This window comes from Demequina sp., assembly GCF_049841215.1.
GTDB lineage: Bacteria > Actinomycetota > Actinomycetes > Actinomycetales > Demequinaceae > Demequina.
Genome location: NZ_JASGEO010000024.1, coordinates 26420 through 53230 on the forward strand (window position 1 = coordinate 26420; position 26811 = coordinate 53230).

General features: G+C 66.1%; 24 protein-coding genes. 10 read left to right on the forward strand and 14 right to left on the reverse strand.

The annotated features are described in order from the left end of the window. The first annotated feature begins 17 nt into the window (after positions 1–17). Together QM618_RS11380 and QM618_RS11385 are read left to right on the forward strand one after the other, a co-directional pair. A complete protein-coding gene (locus QM618_RS11380) occupies positions 18–1499 on the forward strand; it encodes a PspC domain-containing protein (RefSeq protein ID WP_428099110.1) in 1482 nt (493 codons plus the stop codon). A gap of 2 nt (positions 1500–1501) precedes the next feature. Continuing rightward, the gene (locus QM618_RS11385; RefSeq protein WP_428099115.1) at positions 1502–1774 is read left to right on the forward strand and encodes a hypothetical protein; all 273 of its coding nucleotides are present in this window, start codon (positions 1502–1504) and stop codon (positions 1772–1774) included. 16 nt (positions 1775–1790) lie between these two features. Here the strand turns inward: QM618_RS11385 and QM618_RS11390 are convergent, their stop codons facing one another. From QM618_RS11390 to QM618_RS11420, 7 genes are all read right to left on the reverse strand, one after another. After that, positions 1791–2303 carry a hypothetical protein gene (locus QM618_RS11390; RefSeq protein WP_428099119.1) on the reverse strand — a complete coding sequence of 171 codons (513 nt, stop codon included), beginning with the start codon at positions 2301–2303 and terminating at the stop codon, positions 1791–1793. A gap of 562 nt (positions 2304–2865) precedes the next feature. Continuing rightward, the gene (locus tag QM618_RS11395; RefSeq protein ID WP_428099123.1) at positions 2866–3951 is read right to left on the reverse strand and encodes a diguanylate cyclase; all 1086 of its coding nucleotides are present in this window, start codon (positions 3949–3951) and stop codon (positions 2866–2868) included. Then, positions 3942–5507, reverse strand: coding sequence for a glutamine-hydrolyzing GMP synthase (gene guaA, locus QM618_RS11400; RefSeq protein ID WP_428099127.1), 1566 nt, complete (start codon positions 5505–5507; stop codon positions 3942–3944). The genes QM618_RS11395 and guaA overlap by 10 nt, the downstream gene beginning before the upstream one ends. Continuing rightward, positions 5504–5857, reverse strand: a complete 354-nt coding sequence (locus tag QM618_RS11405) for a DUF3817 domain-containing protein (protein ID WP_428099131.1) — start codon at positions 5855–5857, stop codon at positions 5504–5506. Before QM618_RS11405 ends, guaA begins: the two co-directional genes overlap by 4 nt. Beyond that, a complete protein-coding gene (locus QM618_RS11410; protein ID WP_428099134.1) occupies positions 5854–6594 on the reverse strand; it encodes an SURF1 family cytochrome oxidase biogenesis protein in 741 nt (246 codons plus the stop codon). The genes QM618_RS11405 and QM618_RS11410 overlap by 4 nt, the downstream gene beginning before the upstream one ends. Next, positions 6591–7769 (reverse strand): GGDEF domain-containing protein, encoded by a 1179-nt coding sequence (locus QM618_RS11415; RefSeq protein ID WP_428099139.1) that lies wholly within the window; start codon positions 7767–7769, stop codon positions 6591–6593. Before QM618_RS11415 ends, QM618_RS11410 begins: the two co-directional genes overlap by 4 nt. Before the next feature lie 70 nt (positions 7770–7839). Next, positions 7840–8967, reverse strand: a complete 1128-nt coding sequence (locus tag QM618_RS11420; protein WP_428099143.1) for a diguanylate cyclase domain-containing protein — start codon at positions 8965–8967, stop codon at positions 7840–7842. A 169-nt stretch (positions 8968–9136) separates the two neighbouring features. Here QM618_RS11420 and pta point away from each other — a divergent pair, with 169 nt between their 5' ends. From pta to QM618_RS11440, 4 genes are all read left to right on the forward strand, one after another. Further along, positions 9137–11197, forward strand: coding sequence for a phosphate acetyltransferase (gene pta / locus QM618_RS11425; protein WP_428099146.1), 2061 nt, complete (start codon positions 9137–9139; stop codon positions 11195–11197). A gap of 6 nt (positions 11198–11203) precedes the next feature. Continuing rightward, positions 11204–12343, forward strand: coding sequence for an acetate/propionate family kinase (locus QM618_RS11430; RefSeq protein ID WP_428099148.1), 1140 nt, complete (start codon positions 11204–11206; stop codon positions 12341–12343). Between the two features lie 120 nt (positions 12344–12463). Beyond that, a complete protein-coding gene (locus tag QM618_RS11435; protein ID WP_428099150.1) occupies positions 12464–13969 on the forward strand; it encodes a hypothetical protein in 1506 nt (501 codons plus the stop codon). Positions 13970–14281: 312 nt separating this feature from the next. After that, positions 14282–16735 carry a phosphoketolase family protein gene (locus QM618_RS11440; RefSeq protein WP_428099154.1) on the forward strand — a complete coding sequence of 818 codons (2454 nt, stop codon included), beginning with the start codon at positions 14282–14284 and terminating at the stop codon, positions 16733–16735. Positions 16736–16798: 63 nt separating this feature from the next. Here QM618_RS11440 and QM618_RS11445 read toward each other — a convergent pair whose 3' ends face one another. The 5 genes from QM618_RS11445 to QM618_RS11465 all read right to left on the reverse strand — a co-directional run bounded on the left by QM618_RS11445 (position 16799) and on the right by QM618_RS11465 (position 20474). Next, entirely contained in the window at positions 16799–17692 is an 894-nt protein-coding gene (locus tag QM618_RS11445; RefSeq protein WP_428099157.1) for a formate/nitrite transporter family protein, read from the reverse strand. A 202-nt stretch (positions 17693–17894) separates the two neighbouring features. Further along, on the reverse strand, positions 17895–18314 hold the full coding sequence (locus QM618_RS11450; protein WP_428099160.1) for a DoxX family protein: 420 nt from the start codon (positions 18312–18314) through the stop codon (positions 17895–17897). A 77-nt stretch (positions 18315–18391) separates the two neighbouring features. Then, positions 18392–19141: a hypothetical protein gene (locus QM618_RS11455; protein ID WP_428099163.1), complete on the reverse strand. Its 750-nt coding sequence runs from the start codon at positions 19139–19141 to the stop codon at positions 18392–18394. Further along, a complete protein-coding gene (locus tag QM618_RS11460) occupies positions 19141–19818 on the reverse strand; it encodes a glutamine amidotransferase-related protein (protein WP_428099166.1) in 678 nt (225 codons plus the stop codon). Before QM618_RS11460 ends, QM618_RS11455 begins: the two co-directional genes overlap by 1 nt. A gap of 26 nt (positions 19819–19844) precedes the next feature. Then, a complete protein-coding gene (locus QM618_RS11465; protein WP_428099169.1) occupies positions 19845–20474 on the reverse strand; it encodes a GTP pyrophosphokinase in 630 nt (209 codons plus the stop codon). Positions 20475–20522: 48 nt separating this feature from the next. Between QM618_RS11465 and QM618_RS11470 the strand changes: the two genes are divergently transcribed. After that, entirely contained in the window at positions 20523–21146 is a 624-nt protein-coding gene (locus QM618_RS11470; protein WP_428099172.1) for a class I SAM-dependent methyltransferase, read from the forward strand. 105 nt (positions 21147–21251) lie between these two features. Next, positions 21252–23039 carry an ABC-F family ATP-binding cassette domain-containing protein gene (locus QM618_RS11475; protein WP_428099175.1) on the forward strand — a complete coding sequence of 596 codons (1788 nt, stop codon included), beginning with the start codon at positions 21252–21254 and terminating at the stop codon, positions 23037–23039. On the opposite strand, the gene QM618_RS11480 is transcribed toward QM618_RS11475, so the two are convergent. Beyond that, the gene (locus tag QM618_RS11480) at positions 23036–23389 is read right to left on the reverse strand and encodes a tautomerase family protein (RefSeq protein ID WP_428099180.1); all 354 of its coding nucleotides are present in this window, start codon (positions 23387–23389) and stop codon (positions 23036–23038) included. The genes QM618_RS11475 and QM618_RS11480 overlap by 4 nt on opposite strands. Positions 23390–23454: 65 nt before the next feature. Here QM618_RS11480 and QM618_RS11485 point away from each other — a divergent pair, with 65 nt between their 5' ends. Continuing rightward, positions 23455–24804 (forward strand): sulfite exporter TauE/SafE family protein, encoded by a 1350-nt coding sequence (locus QM618_RS11485; protein ID WP_428099183.1) that lies wholly within the window; start codon positions 23455–23457, stop codon positions 24802–24804. On the opposite strand, the gene QM618_RS11490 is transcribed toward QM618_RS11485, so the two are convergent. Next, positions 24801–25925 (reverse strand): GuaB3 family IMP dehydrogenase-related protein, encoded by a 1125-nt coding sequence (locus tag QM618_RS11490; protein ID WP_428099185.1) that lies wholly within the window; start codon positions 25923–25925, stop codon positions 24801–24803. The genes QM618_RS11485 and QM618_RS11490 overlap by 4 nt on opposite strands. A 163-nt stretch (positions 25926–26088) precedes the next feature. Between QM618_RS11490 and QM618_RS11495 the strand changes: the two genes are divergently transcribed. Then, complete coding sequence (locus QM618_RS11495) at positions 26089–26811, forward strand: exonuclease domain-containing protein (protein ID WP_428099188.1); 723 nt, start codon at positions 26089–26091, stop codon at positions 26809–26811.

A 26811-nucleotide genomic window follows, 5' to 3' on the forward strand; every position in this document is an offset into this window, starting at 1 on the left:
CAGACAAGGAGTCAACCGTGAGTGCCGAACCCACCCAAGAGGCCGCGTTCTTCTCGACCATCCGGTCGTGGGGAATCGTGCGCGCCGACAACAAGTTTCTCGGCGGCGTCCTCAGCGGTGTGGGCGCCCGCATCGGCATGGCGCCCGCCCCCGCACGCATCATCTACGCCGTGCTCGCGTTCTTCATTGGCGGCCCGCTGCTGGTGCTCTACGCGGCCGCATGGGCGCTCCTTCCGGACTCCGAGGGCCGCATCATCATCCAAGACTTTGGCCGCGGCCGTCCTCAGGTGGGCTCCCTCGTTGGCATCGGCATCATCGGTCTCATCGGCATTGGCCTTTTCGGCAACATCGGGTGGAACCGGTGGTGGAACCTGGGCGTCTGGGACTTACGGTTCGGCGACGTCCCTGGCCCCAGCTGGATGCTCGGGATGTTCCTGTTCCTGATCCCCGCGGCGATTGTCGCGGGCATCGTGTGGCTCATCGTGTGGTCCGTGCGGTACGGCCGCAGCGACGAACGCGCGGCGCAGGGCTTTGCCCGCAGGCCCGACGGCTCGCTCCCTGACGCTTCCGCCGCACCTGCCGCTCCGGTCGCCTTCGCGGCAATGCCCGCGGGCGCGGGCGCCACCGCGTCCACCCCTGCGGCCACCCCGGCGTCGCCAGAACCCGTGGCGGAGGCCGAGGTGGAAGACGCGCCGCCCGTGTACGCGGCCCCTGTCTACACCGCGCCTCCCCGGCCCCCGCGACCCCGGGTTCCGGGCCCAGGCAAGGTGGGCTACCTGCTTGCTCTGGCGATGATTCCCATCGCGTGGGCCATCACGCTGTACCTCGAGGCCACGGATCAGCTCGCGGTGTTCCCCACGATCGCGGCCTTCGTGATCTGGGTCGCGGGGCTTGGCGTGATCCTTGCGATCACCGCTTTGCGCGGCCGCAAGCTTGGCTTCCTTGGCTTCGTCTCGGTGGTCGCGCTGATTCCGATCGGCTTCATCATCGGCTACGCGGACGACATCCGTGAGGCGCGCTACGAAGGCTCGGGCCTGTGGTGGGACTGGGAAGAGACCGTCAGCGAGGAGTGGGGCTCGGATCCTGAACCGATCTACACCCCACCGCCGCCCTTCGACGCCTCTGCCAAGTTCCCTGACTACGCGACCGTCGCCATCAACGGCGGGTGCTACGCCACCCCCGAGGACTACTTCTACGCGGATGTCACGGGCAGCGTGCGGCTTACCGACGTTGCGGCGGACCAGACCATCACCGTGACGTCGTACACCACGGTGCTGTCGATCCCCCGCGGTACCAGCCTCACTATCGTGAACACCGGCGGCATGGATGGCGCGGCGTACGCGAACGTCTCATGGAGGGACCGCAACGTCACGTGCGACCTCACGTCAGTTGGGGGCCCCGCCGCACAGCTGACCAACCCCGACGCGCCCGTCCTCACGGTGCGCCTTGATGACACCGAAACCGACGGCTCCATGAGCCTGTGGATCGAGGAGAACTAGCCATGAAGACGCTCCGACTCACCACGATGCAGCGCATCACCGGCGCCCTGTGGGGCCTCATCGTCGCCGGCGTGGCGACCACCGCGATGTTCGCGCTGAGCGGCGCCGACATCGACCTTGTCAACGTCGTCATCGTGGGTCTCTTCGTGCTCGGTGGGTGGCTCGTGGTCTCTGCGCTTGCCTCTGTGCGGCCGCGCAAGGCACCAAGCCAGCCCGACGCTGTGGTGGACTCTGAGCCCGACGTCACCCAGGCGTCGGTCATCGACGAGAGCTAGCCGCCGATGCCGTGGCTCACCCTGCTGTCATGCAGCGTTCGCCGGTTGTCTCGGCGACAGCCACCGCGGCTTCGACGATCTCACTGACTGCCGCATCCTCATCGATCGAGCCGCCGTGGTCGCGGATGCACGCGAGAATCGCGGGCGTCCGTGCCGCAAAGTCGGCGTCCCACGCCTCCACCGTTGTGGGCGCAAGCTGAATTGCCTTCCATGCATAGCCCACATACGTGTCTTCGCACGCACGCTGCAGTTCGATCGCGGACTGAATTTCCTCGTCGGTGTTCATCGGAAGGTCGATGTAGGCCACAACTACTTGCGGGAGCTCCACATCTGGCCCCACCTCCATCGTGCCGTCAAACTCTCCGCGCATACCGTGGTCCGCAAGGCATTCGAAGTACGGTCCGAGCAAGGGTGTGACTTGAGCGGAGGTGAGTTCGCCCGTGCGCGCCGCCGCCCGGAGCACCTCGACCTGCTCAGCGGTAGCCCCTTGGGCCTCGGCAACATCCGCGGACTCGGCAAAGTAAGCCATACTGCGCGCCACCGTAGGATCAACGGGGTCTGATGCGGGTGAGCACGCGACGAGCGCGGTTACCAGCATCAGCGTGCCTAGCGGAAGCGCCGCTGAGAGAGCCCGCCTCAAAGCCAGAATGACTTCGGAGCGGGGGGTGTTCTTAGGTTGTCAACCCAGTGGTTACTTCCGAAGTACGAGTTCACCGGCGAGTAGACCTCGGACCATGAGCCACCCCAAGAGCCCGCCTTCGATTTGGTGATTCCGCCAACCTTGTAAAAGATCACGCTCTGGAGATTGCACTCGCCACCGGTTCGCGCAGTTGTCGCGATGGGTGTCTGCGCATCGCCGCGCGAGTTATATGCGTGCGCGGAACACCCGTCATATGAGTAATCGGCCTAATCAGCATTCGCGGCCGGTGCGATCACGAGCGCTGCAATGACCGTGCACGCGCCCAGTACCCCTAGTTGCTTGATGTTCATAGTTCCCCGCCGTCTGCGCGACAACGTTGTCGTGCCACGACGACCGTACACGGAGTCACCCACGTGGAAGGGGATCCCGATAACAGCAACGCAAAATCTCGCTAGATCACCACACGGTCCCTGCCGGCCTCTTTGGCGCGGTAGAGGGCGGCATCGGCGGCGGAGATTGCGGCCGCGGGATCGGCGTTCGCGAGAGCGGAGACGCCGATAGAGAGAGTGATGTGGTGCGGCTCTCCTGACGAGCAGGGCACCGTGCGCTCGGCAACTCGGCGTCGTGCGCGTTCGAAGATCGGCACGGCCTGATCGAGCGGCAGTTCCACGAGGAGCACAAACTCCTCGCCTCCCCACCTGGCCACGAGGTCATCGGCCCGTAGCGACTCCACCAGTACGGCAGCGACGTGACGCAGCGCGTCGTCCCCGCAATCGTGGCCGTACGTGTCGTTGAGGCGCTTGAAGTGGTCCATGTCCGCCAAGCCAACGGAGACCTCGCGGCCTTCGAGCGCCGCGGATTCGAGGCGCTCCCAGACCGGCCTGCGGTTGGCAATCCCCGTGAGTGGATCGGTCGTGGCCACGAGTTCTGCGATGCGGAGCGATTGGTCAACGAGCTTGCGGCCCACTCGGTTGGAGCGCGTGAGCTCCAGCGCGAGCGCGAACAGCGCGATGGTCATCATGGTGCGGTTGAACGTGTTGAGCGCCGTGGTCTGGTCGTAGCTGAGGGGCGCCCAGGCGTTCGAGCGCGGGAACGCGATCTGCGTGGTGGCAACTGCGGCAACAAGCACCGCGAAGCACACGTACCGTGCGCGGTTGTGGCCGTCGGGGATTGTCACCATCACGCCGAGCGCGCCGATGAACAGATACGAGCCAAAGCCAGCGTCGGCGGAGAACGCCGACGCGGCGTAGAGCACGGGCAGAATAGGCAACAACTGGCACAACACGCCCGCGAGGTAGCGATGCCCCCGCACCGCAAGCACGAAGTTCACAACCTCGGCAAGCGCGAGCCCGAGCGACACCAGCGCCACGCTCATGGGGATGTTCGAGTGGTTGACGTAGTAGATGCCAAGCACAAACGGGATTACCGCAGACACACCGATGTAGATCAGCAGCACCACGTGCTGGCGTCGCGACTCCTTGGCGCGGTCCTCCCACAACTGGAGGCGCGCTGCGTCGAGCTCGCTATCTACTCCCACTCGATCGTGCCCGGGGGCTTCGACGTCACGTCCAGCACCACGCGGTTCACCTCACGCACCTCATTCGTGATGCGCGTGGAGATGCGCTCAAGGACGTCGTAGGGGACGCGGGTCCAGTCGGCCGTCATGGCGTCTTCCGATGACACGGGGCGCAGCACCACCGGGTGACCGTAGGTGCGGCCGTCTCCCTGTACGCCAACCGAGCGCACGTCTGCGAGCAGCACCACGGGGCACTGCCAGATGTCGCGGTCAAGGCCTGCCGAAGACAGTTCCGCTCGCGCAATGGCATCTGCCGCGCGCAACACCTCGAGCCGCTCGTGCGTCACCTCCCCGATGATGCGAATTCCAAGCCCAGGGCCGGGGAACGGCTGCCTCCACACGATCTCCTCTGGTAGCCCCAGTTCGAGGCCAACCGCGCGCACCTCGTCCTTGAACAGCGCCCGCAACGGCTCAACAAGTTCAAACTTCAGGTCGTCAGGCAGACCGCCGACGTTGTGGTGGCTCTTGATCGTGGCGGCACCTTCGCCGCCTCCCGACTCCACGACGTCCGGATACAGGGTGCCCTGCACGAGGAAACGCACCTCTTCGCCCAAGGCGGCGTCGTAGACGAGCTTCGTCGCCTGCTCCTCAAACGCGCGGATGAACTCGCGGCCGATGATCTTGCGCTTCGTCTCCGGATCCGTAACGCCCGCGAGAGCGTCAAGGAAGCGTGCCTTCTCGTCGGCAACCACAAGGCGCACGCCCGTGGACGCCACGAAGTCGCGCTCCACCTGCTCCGCCTCGCCGGCGCGCAACAGCCCGTGGTCCACGAAGATGCACGTGAGTTGGTCCCCAACGGCCTTCTGCACCAGGGCCGCTGCCACGGCCGAGTCCACGCCGCCGGAGAGCCCGCAGATCACTCGGGCCGAACCCACCTGCTCGCGAATGCGCGCCACCTGCTCATCGATGACGCCAGCGCTGGTCCAGTCGGGACTGAGCCCCGCGATCCGGTACAGGAAGTTCTCGATCGCCTGCTGACCAAGGGGAGAGTGCTTCACCTCGGGGTGCCACTGGACGCCACTCATGCGGCGCTCAACGTTCTCGAACGCGGCCACAGGGGCGCCCGGAGTCGTGGCGAGCACCTCAAAGCCGGGCGGTGCGGTGTGCACCGCGTCGCCGTGGCTCATCCATACCTGCTGCTCACTGGGGCTGCCAGCCAAAGCCGTGCCAGCGTCGGGCACCTGCACCTGGGTGCGCCCATACTCACGTGAGCCGGTCTGCGCCACTTCGCCGCCGAGCGCTTGCGCCATGGCCTGGAAGCCGTAGCAAATGCCCATGACCGGCACGCCAGCCTCGAAGAGCGCGGGGTCGATGGTGGGCGCGCCATCTTCATAAACAGAAGAGGGGCCGCCGGAGAGAATCACCGCGGCCGGGTTCTTCTGGAGCATCGTGGCGGCGCTCATCGAGTGAGGAACGATCTCCGAGTACACATTCGCTTCACGCACGCGACGCGCAATGAGCTGGGCGTACTGGGCCCCGCAGTCGACAACGAGGACGGGACGGTGGGCTGTGCTCACGCGTCTAGGGTACCGGCGCGAGCGGCCTTCACCTCTTGCGCATACCGGTGCTCAAGGAAGAAGGACAGGAACGGAACAATGCCACCGAGCGCCATAATGATGAGTCGGCCAAGTCCCCAATGCATCACGAGCCAGAGGTGGATGGTCGCGGCCAAGTAGATGATGTAGATCCAGCCGTGGGTCATCGCGATGAAGCCGGTCACCGCGTCGAAGCCGTCGCTCGTGTCAACGAGCGCCTTGATGATGAGGCCCGCGAACACCGCGATGAGGAACGTTCCGGTGATGACCGCCATGATGCGGTAGCGGGTCAGCGCGCCGTTCACGCGCGGGTCTAGGGCAGCCTCGGTCACGCTTTGCTCTCCTCCGGAGTTGGGGTGGTGCGGCTATTGTCCCGTAGCCAACGGGCCGCAACGAACACGGCGAATGCTCCAAACACCCACCACTCGAGCGCGTACAGCAAGGACCGCATGTTGAGGTGCTCCTCTGGCGGAGGTGGCGGGAGCGGCTCCCAGCTTTCGCTGCCGTCATACGAGCCGAGCACCGCCGAATACAGCGGAGAGGGCCACTCTTGTGCCAGCTCTGACGTGGAGATGGTGTCGCTCCACACCGTCCCTGGAATGACCTCGCCTTCGCTGCCCGACGCTGTGGTCGCCTCTTCTGGGGACCTCAAGTACCCGTCGATTTCGACATGCTCAGGGCCGGGGTCCGGCGCCATCGGCGAGTCTGCTGGTCGCCAGCCAACGATCACGGCGAGGGTGGCAGGCTGCCCCGTACCGGTGGAGTCTGCATCCACGATGAGCGCGCGCACGAGGAGTACCGCCTCCTCGCCGTCCACTTCGCGGCCAGGCACTAGCACGGCGTCCTCGTCCGCCCAGATTCCCTCCACCGTCACCTGGCGACTGATGGCGCTCCCGGCGGCGGACGCCGGCGCGAGCACCTCCGCGATGGGCACGGACGGCTCCGGCGCAACGGGCACGGCCTTCGATTGCGCGCGGTTCCATTGCCACAGGCCAAGGGCTCCGCACACCACCACGGCAACGACGGCGAACGCGGCCACGCCGATGCGCGACCCAAGGGAGGCCTTCATGAATCCTGCCGCCTGCTGCTTGGCGTGACGGGGCGGGGGGCGGGCGCAGAACCGCGCACCACGTGCACCGCGTTGCGACCCGCGGCCTTCGCCTCGTACAGGGCGGCATCCGCTCGCTGCAGCGCGAGCGACGGCATGCCATCTGGGTTGGCGTCCGTGAGGCCAAAGGACATCGTGGTCTCGTGCGCGTGGCCCATGCACGGCATCGGCTCCGCGAGGTTCGCGCGCACGCGCTCCACTGTATCTACCGCGTCAGCCAGCGTTGCGCGTTCCATCACCACGATGAACTCCTCACCACCCCAGCGTCCCACGGAATCAGAGTCCCTCAGACCCTCGCGAAGGCGTCGCCCCACCTCGGCGAGAACAACGTCACCACAGTCGTGGCCAAAGGTGTCGTTGAGGCGCTTGAAGTGGTCGAGGTCGCCGATGGCCACGATGTATGGGGACCTCGAGCTGAGCTCGGCAAGGCGCCGCAGTACGGGGCGCCTGTTCGACAGACCTGTGAGTTCGTCCGTGTTGGCGAGGTATTCCGCCCGAGCCGCGGCGCCGTCGGCCTCTGAGCGGGCACGCACCGCGCCAGCGTGACTTGCCGCGGCGAGCAAGAACACGAGGAGCACCGTGACCGTGGCGTTGATTGAGAACATCACCGCGCTCGCGCCGTCGGCGAGCGCCGTGCCCCACCCGTGTTCCGGCACCAGGAGTTGGCAGTACACAAACGAGCCAACCGCCACCGCAACGTAGCAGGAACGCAACAAGCTTTGACGGTCGGTGAACAGCATGAATACCAACTGCCCACCCGCGATGAGATACAGCTGAAAGCCGGCAATCCAGCCCAAATAGGTGGTCACGAACGCCACTTGCGCGGTGCCAACGAGCACCGCGATCACGGCCGAGGGGAGTTGCCGGCCGCGAGACACCAAGACAAGGCCAAGTCCAAAGAGGGAGATCGCAACCAGCGCGGAGATCACGTTGGGGCGGAAGTCCGCGAGGTCGTAGATAGCGAAGAACACGGCGTAACCCGCGGTGAGCAACAACGAGAACACGAGAAAGGCTTGAGTGGCGCTTGCCGCGCGGCCCGCTGGCCCCGTCAGGCCACCTGTTGGGCGATCGAGGTAATCCGCGAGGTGTTCGCCAAGACCCACGCGCGAGGTGCGCACGGCGCCGTGCTTAGTCACCCCGCACCTCCCTCACCTGGACGACCGGTGGGTGGACACTCCCAGCGTACGCCGCGGGCACACGCGGGGCTCAGTCGCGGACGCCCTCCTGGAGGTCGGATCCCACAACCACGTTGCGCCCCGACGCCTTCGCCTCGTAGAGATTGGCGTCCGCGAGGCGCAACAGCTCGTCTTTGGGCGCCAGTTGGCGGCCATGTGCCACTCCGGCGGAGATAGTCACGGGCTGCTGGATGCCTTCCATCGCGTACTCATCTTCCACCTCCGCGCGCATGCGGTCGAGGATCGCGATCGCCTGCTTGAGGGACGTCTGCGGGATGACGACGAGAAACTCCTCGCCTCCCCATCGCGCGACCGTGCCCGCGTCGCCAACCGAGCGCGCGATCGTGCGCGCCACGTTCGCGAGCACCACGTCTCCGGCACCGTGACCCAGGGCGTCGTTGATGCGCTTGAACCGGTCAAGATCCACGAGCGCCAAGGAGTATTGGCCCTGGCGGGCAGCTGCGGCAATGACCGGCGTGATGCCGCGCCGGTTAAGCGATTCGGTGAGCGAGTCCGTTTGCGCGGCCGCGCGTGCCTCGGTCAAGAGGACCTCGTTGCGCTTGCGCTCGCGCTGATAGAAGAAGCTGTTGAACGCCGCGATCGTGTACAGCAAGCCAAGCACGGACACGACGTTGGCGATCGCGAGGGCGTGGATGGTGCGCGTGGGGATCTCCGCGTACGGCTCGTCAAACGTAGGCACCACGTAAATGGCGAACAGTGTGGCCGCGCCGATGAGGCCTATCCCCAGCCGGATTCCCCATCGGCGCGCGGGGAACATCGCAAAGCTGAGGGCGGGGACCGCAAGCAAGTGGAGTTGGAAGGCGGCTCCGCGCGAGTACACGTCGGTGAGGTACGCGTACTGCATGAGCGGGGCAAGCAATGCGAGCACGCTCGCCAGCAGCGGCATCCGAAGGCGGTTGAGCCACAGCCCTGCGGCCCACGTGAGCATCATGACGAAGTGCGTGACCACGGGCGCTGGCGTTGGCCCGCCGATGATCGGCAGCACCACGAGCCAAGGCAGGTTCGCGACGATCGCGAGGGCATAGACGCGGTTCGCGGAGGCGACGGCGCGCGCGTCGTCCGCCCGGGGCGTGTCCGTGCCGAGCCGCGCCAACTGCGCCCAGGTGGTTCTCAACCACACGTGCGCACGCGTCACCATGTGCGATCTGCCCCCAAAGTGAGTCCGGAGAGGCGCCCCTCAGGCGCGCACCCGCAGTCTATGGCGGTGCGCGGACGCGGGGAATGGCGTGTGGAACAGTGCACAGCGGCCCGACGCTTCAGGGACCTTTGGCAGTGAGGTCACCTCGGGTTCGTGAAATGCTTGGAACGTGGCTCGAAGCATTTACATCACCTCTACAGAGGGCGATTCAGGAAAGTCAACGGTGGCGCTTGGCATTACAGCTGCGCTCGCGCGGTCCGTTGGCAAAGTGGGCATCTTCCGTCCCGTGGCGCGTGTGGCCGACGGCTCCGACTACGTGGTCAAGCTGTTGCTTGACCACGACGGAATCGACCTCTCATACGAGGAGTGCGTTGGCGTCACCTACGACGACGTCCACGCGGATGCTGAAACGGCCCTCGCGACCATTGTCGCCAGGTATCACGACGTGGCGAGGCGCTGCGATTTCGTGGTGGTCGTTGGCACGGACTACACGGACGTCTCCGGCGCCGCCGAGTTCGAGTTCAACGCCCGCATCGCCGCCAACCTCGGCGCCCCCGTGGCGCTCGTGGTGCACGGCATCGACCGCACCCCCGCCGAGATAGCGCAGGTCGCCGAGCAGGCGCGCGCCGATCTTGAGGCCAACCACGCGCACGTTGCCGCCATCTTCGCGAACCGGTGCGATGCCCAGCAGCTCGACGAGATCCTCGGGGCCCTTCCCGCAGACGTGCGCATGGGCGCTATGCCGGAGGATCCCCTACTTGTGGCACCGCTGCTCAGCGAACTCATGGCCGCGACGGGAGCAGAGTTTGTCTCCGGTGACCCCGAACTGCTGAGCCGTGAGGTGCGCGCCATCCTCATCGGCGCTATGACAACCGAACACCTTCTTGAACGCCTCGAAGAGGGGGCTGTGGTCATCACCGCCGGCGACCGCGACGACGCCCTGCTCGCGCTGCTCAGCGCGCACTCCGCCGGCGGCTTTCCCGCTCTCGCAGGAATCATCCTCACCGGCGGCTTCGAACCGGCCCCAAGCGTCGCCAGACTGATGGCAGGACTGCGGGCGCCGCTGCCCGTACTCCGCACAGCGTCGGGCACGTTCAAGACGGCCACCCGCGCCTACCGCACGCGTGGGCGCCTGAGCCAAGACAGCCGCCTCAAGGTCGACACCGCGCTCGCGATGTTCGAGAAGTACGTGGACGCGAGCGCGCTCCTCGAGACACTCGACGTGGCGCGCACCGACGTGATCACGCCGCTCATGTTCGAGTTCGATCTCATTGACAGGGCGCGGTCCTCGAAGCGTCGAATTGTGCTCCCAGAGGGCGGCGACGACCGCATCCTGCGCGCCGCTGCACGCCTACTCACACGCGACGTATGTGACCTCACGATCCTCGGCGAGGAAGACGCGATTCACACGCGCGCGGGAGAACTGGGCCTCGACATCTCTCGCGCGACCGTGCTGTCGCCAGCGGACCCCCACCTGGTGGACCGCTTTGCCGCCGCGTATGCAGAGGCGAGGGCCGCGAAGGGCGTCACCTACGACCAGGCACGGGACCAAGTACAAGACGTGAGTTACTTCGGCACGATGATGGTGAAAGAGGGGCTCGCGGACGGCATGGTGTCCGGCGCGGCACACACCACCGCGCACACCATCACCCCTGCTTTCCAACTCATCAAGACGCCGCCGGGCGTCTCGATCGTGTCGTCGGTGTTCTTCATGTGCCTTCCTGATCGCGTGCTCGTGTACGGCGACTGCGCGGTGAACCCCGATCCCACGGCGGAGCAGCTCGCGGACATCGCGATCTCATCCGCGGAAACCGCCGCGCTGTTCCACATCGAGCCGCGCATCGCGATGCTGTCCTACTCCACCGGAGAATCCGGATCGGGATCGGATGTGGATAAGGTGCGGCAGGCCACCCAACTGGTTCGCGAGCGCAGGCCAGATCTCCTCGTGGACGGCCCTATGCAGTACGACGCCGCGGTGGAACCGTCCGTGGCCGCGTCCAAGGCCCCCAACTCCCCCGTTGCCGGCCGCGCCACCGTGCTCGTGTTCCCCGATCTCAACACGGGAAACAACACCTACAAGGCCGTGCAGCGATCCGCGGGCGCGGTGGCCGTTGGCCCTGTGCTGCAGGGCCTTCGCAAGCCCGTGAATGACCTGTCGCGTGGCGCCCTTGTCCAAGACATCGTGAACACGGTGGCGATCACCGCCATCCAGGCCCAGCAGCTTTCCTAAGGAGACATGACCGTGACCGTCCCCAACCACGGGCTCGTGTTGGTGCTCAACTGCGGCTCGAGCTCCATCAAATACCAACTCATCGATACGCGCGTCGACGAGCCCCTCGCCGTCGGTCTCATCGAGCGCGTGACCGATCACGCGACGGGAGTCGCGGAGGTGATTGCGACTCTCGAGGGCAATCCGCAGATCTCGCTCACGGAGCTTGCGGTGGTGGGCCACAGGGTTGTTCAGGGCGGCGACGAGTTCACCGCGCCCACAATCATCGACAACGACGTAGAACGCAGCATCGTCAAGCTCGCGGCGCTCGCCCCGCTCCACAACCCCGGGCACGCGGCGGGCATTCGCGCTGCGCGCGAGGCCTTCCCCACGATCCCGCACGTGGCGATCTTCGACACGGCGTTCCACCAGACCATGCCGCCAGAGGCGTACACGTACGCTCTCGATCGCCGCGTCGCGGACGAGCACGCGATTCGCCGCTACGGCTTCCACGGCACGTCTCACGGTTTTGTCTCCAGGGCAACGGCCGACGCTATGGGCGCCGATGTGCGTCAGATCAACCAGATCGTCTTGCACCTTGGCAATGGCGCATCGGCCTGCGCGGTAGCCGGGGGACGATCGGTGGACACGTCGATGGGCCTCACGCCGCTTGAGGGGCTCGTGATGGGCACGCGCACAGGGGACATCGACCCCGCCGTGGTGGCTCACCTTGGGCGTGCGGCCGGCATGACGATCGACGAGATCGACGACCTGCTGAACAAGCACTCCGGAATGCTTGGTCTCACGGGCTACAACGACATGCGCGATGTCCACGCGGCGGCGGAGGCGGGAGATCACGCGGCCAAGCTTGGCCTGCAGATCTACTACCGCCGCATCCGCGGCTACGTGGGGCGCTACTACGCAATTCTTGGTCACCTCGACTCGATCACCTTCACCGCTGGTGTTGGTGAGAACGACGACCTGGTGCGCCTGAACTCGCTTGCCGGCCTTGAGGAACTGGGCATCGTCATCGATGCGGAACGCAACGCGGGCCGCAAGAAGGCGCCGACGCTGATCTCGAGCGACGACTCTCGCGTGCAGGTGTGGGTCATCCCCACCAATGAGGAGCGCGAAATCGCAGTACAGTCGCTCGCGGCGATCGCGTAATTGCCCCCTACGTGCCCCTGGGCGGCGCGCGTGCGGGTGAGATGAGCCACACCGGTTCGGTGCATGTCGGTGCAGCGCGCTAATCTCGCCTCACTAGGTCACTACGAGGGGGGTTATCCCATGAAGTACTCGGTCCACGCGCGCACCATCGCGGTTGCCGCCATCACATCGCTTCTTGCCGTAGGCGTCGCAAGCGCTGGCTCCGCAGAGGAAGGCGAGCTGCCCACTCTTGGGCTCACCACCGCGAGCGTGCTGACGCTGCCGGACGCCGACGGCGTGCGTGACACGACGTCGGTCACCGTGAGCTCCACGCTCCCCACCGATGTCACCGCAGCGCTCGTCCCCACGGCTGGCGGGGACCCCGTGAAGGTGTTCGCTCCGGTGACCCTCGCGGAGGGCACGCTCAGCGCCACGATTGATATCCCTGTCACTGGACTCGCCGCTGGAAATTACGACCTCGTCGCAACGCCAACCACCGGCGCCAGCGTCACCACGCCCGTGACGGTAGGCTCCGGCGAGCCCGCCACGGTGTCACTGGCCCTGTCCGCCGCCAAGATCTACACGTGGAGCAAGGCAACGCCGCGCTCCACCACAGCAACGGTGTCTGCCGTCGATGAAACGGGGCTCGCTGTGCCCTTCTCCGGCACTGTCACGGCCAAGGTAGGAACCAAGACCGCCTCCGCTGCTATCGCGTCCACCACGGGCGCGGCCGCCACCGCAACGTTCGCGGTGTCGAAGTTCGTGGCCGGCTCGGGCACCGTCGCGGCGACCGTGCACGGCGCGAGCCTCGTGGACTACTCGAGCAACGTGGCGAGCCTCAAGGTGCTCTCGACTGCCGTCTCCAGCGTGAAGGTGGCGCGCAGCCTTGCCACCGTTTACCCCGCGAAGGACTCGTACCGCGACACCGTGAAGTTCACCGTCACGCCCACCACCACCACCGGCACCTCATTTGCGTCCACCGGCACGGTCAAGATCACGCGCAAGGGCAAGACGGTCAAGAGCTGGAAGCTCACGTCCTCCGCGGCGAAGTCCTTCACATGGGATGGCAAGGTAGGCGGCAAGATCGTTCCCGGCACCTACACCGTGAGCGTGTCGCTCAAGGGCCCCGAGGGCGCCACGAAGACCGTGAAGTCCACCATCAAGGTGGACAGCGGCAAGCTCAAGACGAAGACCAAGACCGTATCGCACTACCCATCTAAGGTATTCACGACGTACTTGGACTACTCGGCGTCCGGCCTCGGTGAGTGCGGTTACGGATGGTCAGCAACGTACGACATCTACTGCGAGGGATACAGCGCGTACTACGACGACACCTTCTCGATCTTCTCCCTTGGATCGGTCGCGATTCCGTCGGAGGTGAAGTCAGCTCAGAAGTACGGCTCGACCACTGCGGCGGTCGCTCTCACCGTCCCATACGCCTATGGATCTGGAGCTTGGGGTTACGGCGACTCAACTTCCGAGATCAGCAAGGCGGGTTCGCTCAAGCTTGGAACGACAGGCCTCGGCAAGTTCACCCTGGCGAAGGGTGCCAGCCGCGTCTACATCTCGTTCGGCCTGGGCGAGTACACCGATATGAACATCACGAAGGTCAAGGTCACCTACACCTACAAGGTGATGACGCACTAACTTCGCACTCAATCGCAGGAGCCCCGGTCGCGTTGCGCGACCGGGGCTCCTGCGTTCCCTTGCGCGCACCGCCGCCCCTTCCCCCCGGCACGACCTGCCGAGGGGAACCGGAAATCACCAGTTCTCGTCGATTCCGGACCTAGGAAGCAGCCCATCCCGGTTGAGTTGACTCACAGCGCCCCTGGAGACTGCGATGTGCAGGCGATCGCCGCGCGGAGGCTGAACCTTAGGTGTACCTGCGACGTTCGGCCCGCCTCCCGCGGTGCTTTCCTCATAGGGTGGGAGGGGACACACCAACACCAGGAGGACACCATGACTGGCACGCCTTGGAGCCCCAATCCAGACGGCTTATCTGACGACGAGATCTCGAAGATCGACAAGTGGTGGAGAGCCTCGAACTACCTCAGCGTGGGGCAGATCTACTTGCTCGACAACCCCCTCTTGCGGGAGCCGCTTACCCGCGACCATGTGAAGCCGCGCCTCGTTGGTCACTGGGGCACAACGTCGGGCCTCAACTTCCTCTATGCCCACCTGAACCGCGTCATCGCGGACAGGCAGCAGCCCACCATGTACATCATCGGACCCGGGCACGGTGGCCCTGGCCTGGTGGCGAGTAGCTTCCTCGATGGCACGTACACGGCCACGTATCCCGATATCTCCAACGATGAGGCTGGCATCAAGCGCCTCTTCAAGCAGTTCTCGTTCCCCGGTGGCATTCCGTCTCACGTGGCCCCAGAGACCCCGGGGTCCATTCACGAGGGCGGCGAGCTCGGCTACGCCTTGAGCCACGCGTATGGCGCGGCCTTCGACAACCCTGACCTGCTCGTGGCCGCGATCGTCGGCGACGGCGAGGCGGAGACGGGCCCGCTCGCCACCAGTTGGCACTCGAACAAGTTCATCAACCCCGCAACCGACGGCGTGGTGCTGCCGATCCTGCACCTCAACGGCTACAAGATCGCCAACCCCACGGTGCTTTCCCGCATCAGCGAGGAAGAGTTGGTCAACCTCATGAAGGGGTACGGCCACGCGCCGCACGTCTTCACCGCCGGGTTCGACGATGAAAGCCACGAGTCCATCCACCGCCGCTTTGGCGAGCTGCTGGACACGGTGCTCGACGACATCAGCGCCATCAAGGCACAGGCCGCGCAGGATCCTGAAATGGATCGCCCTATGTGGCCGATGATCGTGTTGCGCACACCCAAGGGCTGGACCTGCCCCAAGGAGATCGACGGCAAGCAGACCGAAGGATCGTGGCGCGCGCACCAAGTGCCGCTCGCCTCCGCACGCGACACCCCGGAGCACCTCGCGGTGCTCGAGGACTGGTTGCAGTCCTACCGCCCCGACGAGCTCTTCGACGATGCGGGAGCGCCGCTTGCCGAGTACACATCGCTGGCGCCGGATGGTGATCTGCGCATGAGCGCCACTCCGCATGCCAACGGTGGGATGTTGCTGCGAGACCTTCGCTTGCCGGACTTCCGCAACTACGCGGTGGACGTGCCAACCCCGGGCTCGAGCCCCGTGGAGGCCACGCGGGTGCTTGGCGACTGGCTCCGTGACGTGGTGGTGGACAACCCAGAGAACTTCCGCATCTTTGCGCCGGATGAGCTCGCCTCCAACCGCTTCGCGGCCACCCTCGACGTCACCAACCGGGTGTGGATGGGCGAGATCTACGACACCGACGATCACCTTGCGAAGTCCGGCCGCGTCGTGGAGATGCTCTCCGAGCACCAGTGCCAAGGCTGGCTTGAGGGCTACCTCCTCACGGGCCGCCACGGCATGTTCACGTCCTACGAGGCCTTCATCCACATCGTCGATTCGATGTTCAACCAGCACGCCAAGTGGCTCAAAGTCTCGCGCGAGCTTCCATGGCGCAGGCCCATCGGCTCGCTCAACTACCTGCTCTCCAGCCACGTGTGGAGGCAAGACCACAACGGCTTCAGCCACCAAGATCCCGGGTTCATCGACCACGTGATCAACAAGAAGGCAGAGGTGGTGCGCGTCTACCTTCCCGCTGACGCCAACACCCTGCTGAGCACGTGGGACCACTGCCTGCGCAGCCGCGACTACGTCAACGTGGTGGTGGCGGGCAAGCAGCCGCAAGCCTCGTGGCTCACGATGGACGAGGCGATCTCGCACTGCACCCGCGGCCTTGGCATTTGGGAGTTCGCCTCCAACGTGCCGCTCGGCGAGGAGCCGGATGTGGTCATGGCCGCGGCCGGAGACGTCCCCACCTTGGAGGTTCTCGCCGCGATCGACATCCTGCGCACCGAGCTTCCCGACCTCAAGATCCGCATGGTGAACGTGGTTGACCTGATGCGCCTGCAGCCGGAGAAGGAGCACCCGCACGGGATGTCGGACCGCGAGTTCGATCAGCTCTTCACCACGGACAAGCCCATCATCTTCAACTACCACGGCTACCCGTGGCTCATCCACCGGCTCACCTACCGTCGCAACGGCCACGACAACCTGCACGTGCGCGGCTACAAGGAAGAGGGCACCACCACCACGCCGTTCGACATGGCGATGCTCAACGACATCGACAGGTATCACCTGGTGATCGACGTGATCGATCGCGTGCCCTCGCTCGGCTCGCGTGCCGCATCGCTGCGCCAGAAGATGTTCGACGCTCGGTTGGAGGCCCGCCGCTACGCGCGCGTTCACGGTGCGGACATCCCAGAGGTGGACGCCTGGGTATGGCCCGACGCTCGGGGCGAGGACGGCGCCGAGGTTTCCGCCGTCGCGGCAACAGGTGGAGATAACGAGTAAGGCGCACGGGCGCCCTGGCGAGTTCTCGTCAGGGCGCCCGTGCGCGTCGGTGTAGGGGAGGAGCTACACCGAGGCCGGAACCGACGCGGAAGGTGCGTCGCTCGCGGTGGCAACCGCAGCGTCGGGCAGTGAGTGACGCTTTGGCGCGGTGCGGTAGTGCGTGAAGTAAATGGCCGCGGCTGTGAACGTGAGCCCGCCAACCAGGTTGCCGAGCACGGTGGGCAACTCATTCCACGCGAAGTAGTCCGCCCAGGTGAAGTCGGCGCCAAGCATGATGCCAACGGGGAACAGGAACATGTTGACCACCGAGTGCTCGAAGCCCATGGCGAAGAACAGCATGATGGGCAACCACATGACGAGGATCTTGCCCACGACGTCCTTGGCGATGAACGCCCCCACCACGGCGGTGGAGACCATCCAGTTGCATAGCATCCCGCGCACGAAGACAGCGAGCCAGCCGCCCGCGCCGTGCGACATGTAGCCAAGCGTGCGGTCGTGGCCGATCGCCATGAGCTTCTGCCCGTACGCGGCGAACTGGTTGGCGGCGTCGTCGACCGAGGTGGAGAAGCCGTAGGTGATGAAGATCGTGACGAGCACGGCCACGGTGAGCGCGCCTACGAAGTTGCCAACGAAGACAAGTCCCCAGTTGCGCAGCACCGCGCGGCCCGTCACGCCAGGGCGCTTAGCGATCCACGCCAGGGGTGCGAGTACGAATAATCCCGTGAGGAGGTCGTATCCCAGCAGGTACAGCAGGGCGAAGCCAATGGGGAACAGCAGCGCGCCAACGATCGGCAGGCCGGTGTCCACCGTCATCTTGACGGCGAACGCGGCGGCGAGGGTGAGCATCGCGCCACCCATGAAGGCGCGGATGAGGGTGTCGCGCGTGGACATGTGGACCTTTGACTCGCCCACCTCGATGAGGGTGGTGGCGAGTTCCGGGGGCTTGACGTAGGTCATGGTGGGGGGACTCCTCTTGGGTGAAGCCAGCTCATGTTGGCTGTTCCGACGCTATGCGCGTGCGGTTTCGGCCCAAGATCGCTACCGAAACAGTTCGGTGAAATCTCCCGCACGGTTGCGCTAGCGGCGTTGTGAGAAGTCGCGCACGCGAAAGCGCCCCGCACCAGCAAGACCGCTGGTACGGGGCGCTTTGCGTGAGGCTTTAGCTCAGGCTGATGGCTGGGCCCGTGATGGTGAGGCCGAGGTTGGCCGCGGTCATCGCGAAGAGCAAGAAGAAGGCCAGCGCGCCGCCGATGAGCGCCACGTTCTTGTTGAACATGATCTGGTCGCCCTGCTTCGCCTGAGCGTCGCTCTCCTTCCAGTACGCGTGCATGAAGAACGTGATGGGGATCAGCGTGGCCGCGATGAGCAGCGCGCCGATGTCTCCGAAGATGCCGAGCAGCACCATGAGGGCGCCTGCGCCGAGCGTGATCCCAGAGAAGATGACGCCGAACTTGCCGCCGGGAGCGCCCTTGAACTTGGCGTAGCCAGCCATGTCGTCAGCCTTGGCGATGTGGCCGATGGCGCTGGCAGCGAAGATGAGCACGAACAGAATGCGTGCCACGAGGAAAACGACGTCCATGATGTCCTTTGAGTAGTTGACGGTTCAACTAAGGTTAGGGCGCGTTTGTTGACGTGTCAAGTTAGTTCGTCCCGGGGTTAGTCTTCAGGCCACGGCACGGAGACGCAGAAGTAGTCCGGCTGGGCCTGGAACCCTTCCTCGGTGGCGAACACGTCGGCGGCGATCTTCGTCTCCGCGTCGGTGCCAAGGATCCAGTTCTGGACGGCGGCGTTGGGGTACCCCATCGAGCCGCGGGCCCACCGGGTGAGCTCTGGGTCCGATCCGGTCTCGTTGAACACGGCCGCTAGCGCGGCAACCGCCTCTTCCGCCGTCTCGCCACTCGCGCCCCCAATCGCCCACCCGGGAATCGCGCCCATCTCACATCCTGCATCGGCCATGGTGCTCGTGGACCAGTAGCCGTTCGGATCCTCCACCTGCACGGTGACCGTCTCCCCCTCCACCTCGGACGAGGAGCAGTTCAACACCAGCTCACCTGGCGACGCATCGATCGCCCACTGCGCTGGCTCCGCGGGAAGCTCGTCTCCGCCAACGCCGTAATTGAGGTACGCCCCTGCGGGCGCCTCGCTCGAGACCAGCAGCAACACACCAGCGGAACTCGCCACCACCGTTGGCGCAGAGACAGAGAGCACGAAATCCGAGCCACACGACACCTCGAGGGGCTCAGCGGCTACCGACGGCGCGGTGCTCGGGGAGTCCGCGGGCGGCAGGGAGGCTCCAGGCGATGTCGGCACGCCGGTGGGCGACGGATCCGGCGACGCCGTGTCTGTGCACCCCGCGAGCAGCACAAGGCCCGCCGCAGCACCCAGAACTCGCAGCGCGTGTGTCATCACAGGCTCCTGAGGTACTCCCTGATCATCGCGATTCCCGCCATGACTGAAGTATCGCCATGTTCCACCCGCTGGGCGCGCAAATCCGCCAGGTCAAAGCCCCAGCGCGCCAGATCCCCCGCGTGCCCAATGAGCCAGCGTTCGTGCATTTCCGGATCGGCCTCCGGGTGGAACTGCAGAGCGAGCGAGTTGCCATGCGCAAACGCCTGATTGGGATTGAGAGACGAGTTTGCGAGCAAGGTCGCTCCGTCCGGCACAGAGGCGACGTCTTGATGCCAATGCAGCACCGGCACCCCGGCGAGGTGCCGTACGGGAGTCTGTGCAGCGTCGGGCAGCAAAGTCAGCGGCGCCCAGCCCACCTCCCTATTGCCGCGCGTAAGCTCGCCACCCAGCACCAGCGATATGAGCTGCGCGCCGAGGCAAATCCCCAGGGTGGGCAGGTCCGCGGCCAGGCGCGCCGCGAGCGCCTCCTTGACCGTGGCAAGCCACGGGTAGCGCGCCTCGTCATCCGCATCGATAGGTGCGCCGAGCACAATGCCGAGATCAGCGTCGGCCAGCGGGGCGGGGTCGTCAACGCCGGCCTCGAGGTATCGCACCTCGTATCCATGGGCGGCGATCTCCGCTTCCCACGTGCCAAGGTCTTCGAAGGCCACAAACCTCACCACGTCACAGCGCATGAGGCGAGACTAGCGGCGCGCTGTGGTCAGTGACCCAACTCGTGGGGGCGAATCTCCTCGCGCAATCGGCCCATGCGCTCGTCAAGGTCCGCGGCGAGGCGAGCGGCGTCGTCGAGCTCGCTGATCACCTGCGGCGAGAGCTCGCGGCCGTACTTGTAGTTGAGCTTGTGCTCGGTGGAGGCCCAGAAATCCTGCGCAATGGTGCGGATCTGCAGTTCGACGGGAACGGTCTCCGTGGTGTCGGAGAGGAAGACGGGCACTTGCACGATCACGTGCAGCGAGCGGTAGCCATTTGGCTTTGGCGACGCGATGTAGTCCTTGACCTGCAGCACCTCAAGGTCCGGCTGACGCTCAAGCATCTGCGCGATCCAGTAGACGTCCGCCACGAACGAGCACGTGACGCGAATACCTGCGATGTCGCGAATCGTGGCCCTGATCGCCGGCACCGTGTCCTCGCACCCAAGACGGTCCATCTTGGCGCGCAGCGACTCCTTGGACTTGAGCCGCGAGCGCACGTGCTCGATGGGGCTGTAGTCGTGAATCTGCTCAAACTCGCGGCGCAGGATGGTGATCTTCGTGAGCACCTCTTCCACGCCGAACTGGTAGATGGTCAGGAGCCTGTCGACGTCGTCGTCGGCATTCACGGAGGTGGTCACGTATGGCTAACGCGCCGGGTGCGCGGGGAGTGCCCGTAGCCTTGCCGCATGAGCGACGAACTGGCCGAGCACTGGGAGACGAGGTACCGCGAGCGCACTCGCGCGTGGTCCGGCAAGGTCAACCCGACGCTGGTGTCGGTCGCCTCGTCCCTCACCCCTGGCACGGCGCTCGACTTGGCGTGCGGCGAGGGTGCGGACGTGCTGTGGCTCGCTTCCGCTGGCTGGGTGGCCACCGGCGTGGACATCTCGCCGACGGCCGTCTCGCGTGGGCGCGAGGCGGCGGCTGACGCTGGGGTCGCCGGAGCGACGTTTGTGGCCGCGGACCTTTCCGCGTGGACTCCGGATGCCGCATTTGACCTGGTGTGCTCCTCGTTCTTGCATTCCGAGGTGGAGTTTCCGCGCATCGAGATTCTGCGAGCGGCGGCTGGTTGGGTAGCCCCCGGCGGCCACTTCCTGACGGTCACCCACGCCGAGGCGCCCTGGTGGAGCGCGCTCGCGCATGAGCACCACGCGCTGCTCAGGTCGCCTGAGGAGGATGCCGCTGCGTTGGCGCTGGATCCGCAGCTGTGGGATGTGGTTGAGGTGGGAGTGCGCGAGCGCGAGGCCGTGAGCCCCGACGGCGAGCCGGGGGTGCTGCGCGACGGAGTGCTGCTCTTCCGCCGCCGCCCGTGAGCATCGTGTGAGTGGATTCGCGCGGATTCGGCGGAAGTTTCCGCGCGAATCCACTCACAGCGCGTAGGGGCGGGGGCGCGTGCGACGCCCGACTACCCTTTACGGGTGGCACACCTCCTTGGCGTCGAGTCCGTTCACGTCGACTTCGGCATGGGCACGGTCCTCGGCTCGGTGACCCTCGGCCTCCAGGACGGTGACCGTTTGGGCATCGTCGGCGCCAACGGCGCTGGTAAATCGACTCTTCTCAAGATCCTCGCGGGCCGTTTCACGCCGCACGACGGCCGCGTCACCTCCGCACGCGGCACCCGCGTGGGTGTCCTCGACCAAAGCGACCACGTGGACACCGACCTCACCGTGCTCGAGGCAATCGTTGGCGACAAGGACACCCACGAGTGGGCGTCTGACCCGCGCATCCGCGACGTCATGTCCGGCTTGGTACCTGACCTCCCGCCCGACGCTGTGGTTGGGTCGCTCTCCGGCGGCCAGCAGCGCAGGGTTGCCTTGGCACACGTGCTCGTGGGCGAGCACGACGTCCTCATCCTCGACGAGCCCACCAACCACCTCGACGTTGAGGGCGTGACCTGGCTCGCCGAGCACCTCAAGCAACGCTGGCCCGCGAGCAAGTCCGCGCTCGCGGTCGTCACCCACGACCGCTGGTTCCTCGACGAGGTCACCACAGCAACCTGGGAGGTCCACGACGGCGAGGTGGACCAATACGAGGGCGGATACGCCGCCTACGTGCTCCAACGCGTGGAGCGCGAGCGCATCGCCAACGTCACGGAGCAGCGCCGCCAGAACCTCATGCGCAAGGAGCTCGCGTGGCTGCGCCGCGGCGCCCCCGCGAGAACCTCCAAGCCCAAGTTCCGCATCGACGCGGCCAACGCACTGATCGCGGACGTGCCGCCGCTCCGGGACCCCATCAAGCTCCAGCGCATGGCAACCGCGCGCCTTGGACGAGACGTCGTGGAGCTCATTCGCGCGTCCGTCAGTTACGGCGACAAGCAGGTGCTGAAGGAGATCGACTGGAACCTCGGTCCCGGCCAGCGCGTGGGACTGCTCGGCGAGAATGGCGCAGGCAAGTCCACGTTGCTCAAGCTCATCACGGGCGAACTCGAGCCAACCAGCGGCCGTGTCAAGCGGGGGCTCACCGTCAAGGTTGCAGCCCTCTCGCAGCAGCTCGCGGAACTCGAGGAGCACAAGGAAGAGCGGGTATCGGCCCTCGTCAAGCGGTTCTCGAGCGTCACGCTTGCCGACGGCTCCGAGCTCACGCCTGGCCAACTGCTCGAGCGCCTAGGCTTCTCAAGCTCCCAACTCAAGACCCCCGTCGGGCGGCTGAGCGGCGGCCAGAGGCGACGACTCCAACTACTAGTAGTCCTACTCAGTGAGCCCAACGTGCTTGTCCTCGACGAGCCAACCAACGACCTCGACACGGACATGCTCGCCGCGCTCGAGGACCTGCTGGACGCATGGCCCGGCACGCTCGTGGTGGTCAGCCACGACCGCTACCTCATGGAGCGCGTCACCGACGAGCAGTTCGCCGTCATCGACGGCGGGCTACGTCACTTGCCCGGCGGCGTGGATGAATACGTGCAGCTTTCGCGTGCCCGACGCCGTGGTTCCGGTGGGGTTGGCACGTTTGGGCAGGCGTCGGTTGCCGCCGCACCCAAGGTGGACGCGCAGGCGCAGCGCGCCGCGCAGAAGGAGCTGCAGGCGGTGGAGCGGCGCATGTCGCGCGTGGCCGCCGAGATCGAGAAGCTCCACGCGAAGATGGCGGACCACGACCAGAGCGACTACGCGGGGATCGCGGCACTCGCGAGGGACTTGCAGGCGTTCGAGGCCGAGAACACTGACCTTGAGGAGCGGTGGCTCGAGCTCAGCGAGGCGCTGGGCTAGTCCCGCCCGCTCCCCCAGTTCACCGGCGGCTCCTCGCGCAACACGATCGACACACCTTCGCGCGGGATGCCGATGACCTCGAAGCGCTCCAGAATCTGAGAGTAGAGCGCCTGCTTCATCTCCTCCGTGCGCCCCGAGTAGCAGTCGATAGAGACAAGCGTGCGGAACTCGGGCCGCGCCAACGTGTGGCCCACAGCGAACCGCCCTGGCGCATGCTCAAAAAGCCGAATGTTCTTGTCATCGTCCGGAATGCCGAAAGCGTGTATGAGCGACGCGTGAACCGCCTCGATGATCGCGGTCTCCTCGTGATCGCTCCAGTGGCGGCGAACCTCAATGGTGACGAAGGGCATGAGCCGACCGTAGCGGACCAACGTCCCAACCTTCCAGCAGGAGGTAATCCATACCCTTAGTAGGTATGGAGCGCACCATCAACATCGTCGGCATGACGTGCGCCGCATGCGAGCAGACGGTGGCGGACGCCGCGCTCGCGTGCGGGGCCACGTCGGCAATGGCGCATGCGAGGACGGGCACTCTCGTGATGACCGGCGACGCACTACCGACGGATGGCGACCTCACCCGCGCTCTCGCCAACACCCCATACGCCCTGGGGCACAGAGCCTGGCTCACCAAGGATCGGCCCGTGTGGCGTGACGTTGCGATCGCGGTCGTCGTCGTAACCCTTGCCGCGGTGGCCTTCGCGGCAACGGGCGCGGGCGATGCCCTGCAGAACGTCACGCGCCTCGCCACCTCGGGCTCGCTCGTCTTCATCGTCATGCTCGGCGTCACCGCGAGCGTCTCCACGTGCATGGCCCTCGTTGGCGGCCTCGTGATGTCGATCGCGGCGTCCGCGCCCCCAACCGCGCGCCTACGTCCTCACCTCGCGTTCAACGCGGGCCGCATCCTTGGTTTCGCTGCGCTCGGAGCCCTCGTGGGCGGACTGGGCCAGGCGGTGGCGCCAAGCGGCACCGCGCTGTCGGTGGCGATGATCGCGGTTGCGGTTGTCATGGGCCTCCTTGGCCTCCGGCTCACCGGGCTCTCCCCTCGCCTCGCGGCCGCACAGTTCTCGCTCCCCGCGTCGTGGGGCGGGTGGGCTCGTCGCACACAGCGGCCCGACGGCATGGCTGGCTCGGGCGCAGCAGCCGGCTTGGCACGTCCCGCTGTGCTTGGCGCGGCCACGTTCTTCCTTCCCTGCGGATTCACGCAAGCCGTGCAAGTGATGGCCCTCACCACCGGCTCCCCCACGCGCGGCGCCCTCATCATGGGCGCCTTCGCACTCGGCACCACCCCAGGGCTACTGGCGGCCGCGACCGCGTCGTCGGCCGCCCGCACGCCAAAAGCCGCCCCGGCCCTGCGAGCCATAGGGGTACTGGTGCTTGCTTTTTCGGTGACCACAGCGTCGGGCGCTCTGCATACCCTGTTTCCGGGGCTGGCGGCCGAGCAGATCAGCGCCACCGCACGCACGTCAAATGTGACCGATATAGCGGGCACCCAACGCGCAACCGTGGAGATTGTTGCGGGCGGGTACTCGCCCGCGAGCACCGTGGTCTACGTGGGCGAGACCGTTGAATGGGTCGTTGATCCGCAGGTCATCTCGTGCGCGAGCCTCATCACGGCGCGCGAACTGGGGGTGGCGGACTTCAACGCGATCGATGGTGCGGTGACCACGCGGCTGACGATCAAGAAGCCAGGTACCTACTCGTACGGGTGCCGCATGGGGATGTACTCGGGCACCATCACCGCAATTGAGCGGCCGCCAACCACTTAGTGCGGCTGGTACGGGCTGACCACGATGTCCACACGCTGGAACTCCTTGAGGTCGCTGTAGCCCGTGGTGGCCATGGATCGGCGCAGGGCCCCCATGAGGTTGGTGGTGCCGTCTGCGGTGGTCGCGGGGCCGCTGAGGATCTCCTCGAGCGTGCCCACCGTTCCCACGTGTACGCGCTCGCCGCGCGGGAGCTCTGGGTGGTGAGCTTCGGAGCCCCAGTGGTAACCGGCGCCCGGAGCTTCCTCCGCGCGCGCAAGCGCGGCGCCCACCATGATCGCGTCCGCGCCGCACGCGATCGCCTTGACCATATCGCCCGAGCGGCCAAGGCCACCGTCAGCGATGACGTGCACGTACCGACCCCCTGACTCGTCAAGGTAGTCACGGCGCGCGGCAGCAGCGTCGGCCACCGCGGTGGCCATGGGGGCGTGAATGCCGAGCGACGTGCGCGTGGTCTGAGCCGCGCCACCGCCAAAGCCAACGAGCACACCTGCGGCGCCCGTGCGCATGAGGTGCAGCGACGCCTGGTAGGTGGACGCGCCGCCGACGATGACTGGCACGTCGAGCTCGTAGATGAACTTCTTGAGGTTGAGCGGCTCATCGTTCGCGGAGACGTGCTCCGCGCTCACGGTGGTGCCGCGGATGACAAAGAGGTCAACGCCGGCCTTAAGCACCGTGCCGTAGAACTCCTGGGTGCGCTGGGGGCTGAGGGCTCCCGCGACCGTGACGCCCGCCGCGCGGATTTCCTTGAGGCGAGCCGTGATCAGCTCTTCCTTGATGGGCTCCGCGTAGATCTGCTGCATGCGGCGCGTCGCGTCTTCGCCGGTGAGCGCGGCGATCTCCTCGAGCTGCGCGGTGGGGTCCTCGTAGCGCGTCCACAGGCCCTCGAGGTCGAGGACGCCAAGGCCGCCGTGTTGGCCGAGCGAAATGGCCGTGGCCGGTGACATCACCGAGTCCATGGGGGCGGCGATGACGGGGATCGAGAACTCGAACGCGTCGATCTGCCAGCGCAGGGATACGTTCTGGGGGTCGCGCGTGCGGCGGCTCGGCACGATCGCCACGTCGTCGAAGGAATAGGCGCGGCGGCCGCGCTTGCCGCGGCCAATCTCGATCTCGTTGCTCACCTACCCAGCCTACCGGCGCGCCGTCTTGGATACCCAAGGGTGCCAGGTGCGGAAGTGACGCATGTGACGAAACCTGGCCCCGCCGTCGGGCACATACGTCACATTGGTCACAAGCACCCTTGGGAGTCAACGCGGTGTCAGTTGGCCGTGGGAGAGTTGGCGCATGACCTGGCTAGACGAACCGATGGTGGGATTCGACACCGAGACCACGGGCGTATCAACCGCACACGACCGCATCGTCACCGCGGCGCTCATCACGCGCACTGGATCTGGTGATCCAACACAGCGCACCTGGCTCATCGACCCTGGTATTCCCATTCCTGAGCGCGCCACCGAGGTGCACGGAATCAGTACGGCGCACGCCAGGGAGCACGGCCAAAGCCCGGCCGACGCTCTGGCTGAGATCGCAGACCTCCTCGCCTCCGCGTTGGGTTCCGGGGTGCCCGTGGTGGGCTTCAACGTGCAGTACGACCTGTCGATTCTCGAGGCTGAGCTTGCGCGCAACGGGCTGCCCACGCTGTCTCAGCGGCTGCCTTCCGGCATCCGGCCCGTGGTGGATCCGCTGGTGCTTGACCGGCACCTTGACCGGTGGCGGCGCGGCAAGCGCAAGCTGATCGACATGTGCGGCACCTATGGTGTGCCGGTTGTGGCCGATGACCTGCACGCGGCGGATGCGGACGTGCTCGCAACGCTTGATCTGGTGCGCGCCATTGCCGGGCGCTACCCGGCACTCGGGACCGTTCCGCTTGCGGACCTGCACGATCAGCAAGTGGAGGCGCATCGCGTGTGGGCCACCGAGTTCTCCGCGTGGCTGCGCTCCAAGGGCACCGTGGATGACTTGCCAAGCCCCGTGTGGCCGGTTGCGCCCGCGGCGGTGATCGCGTGA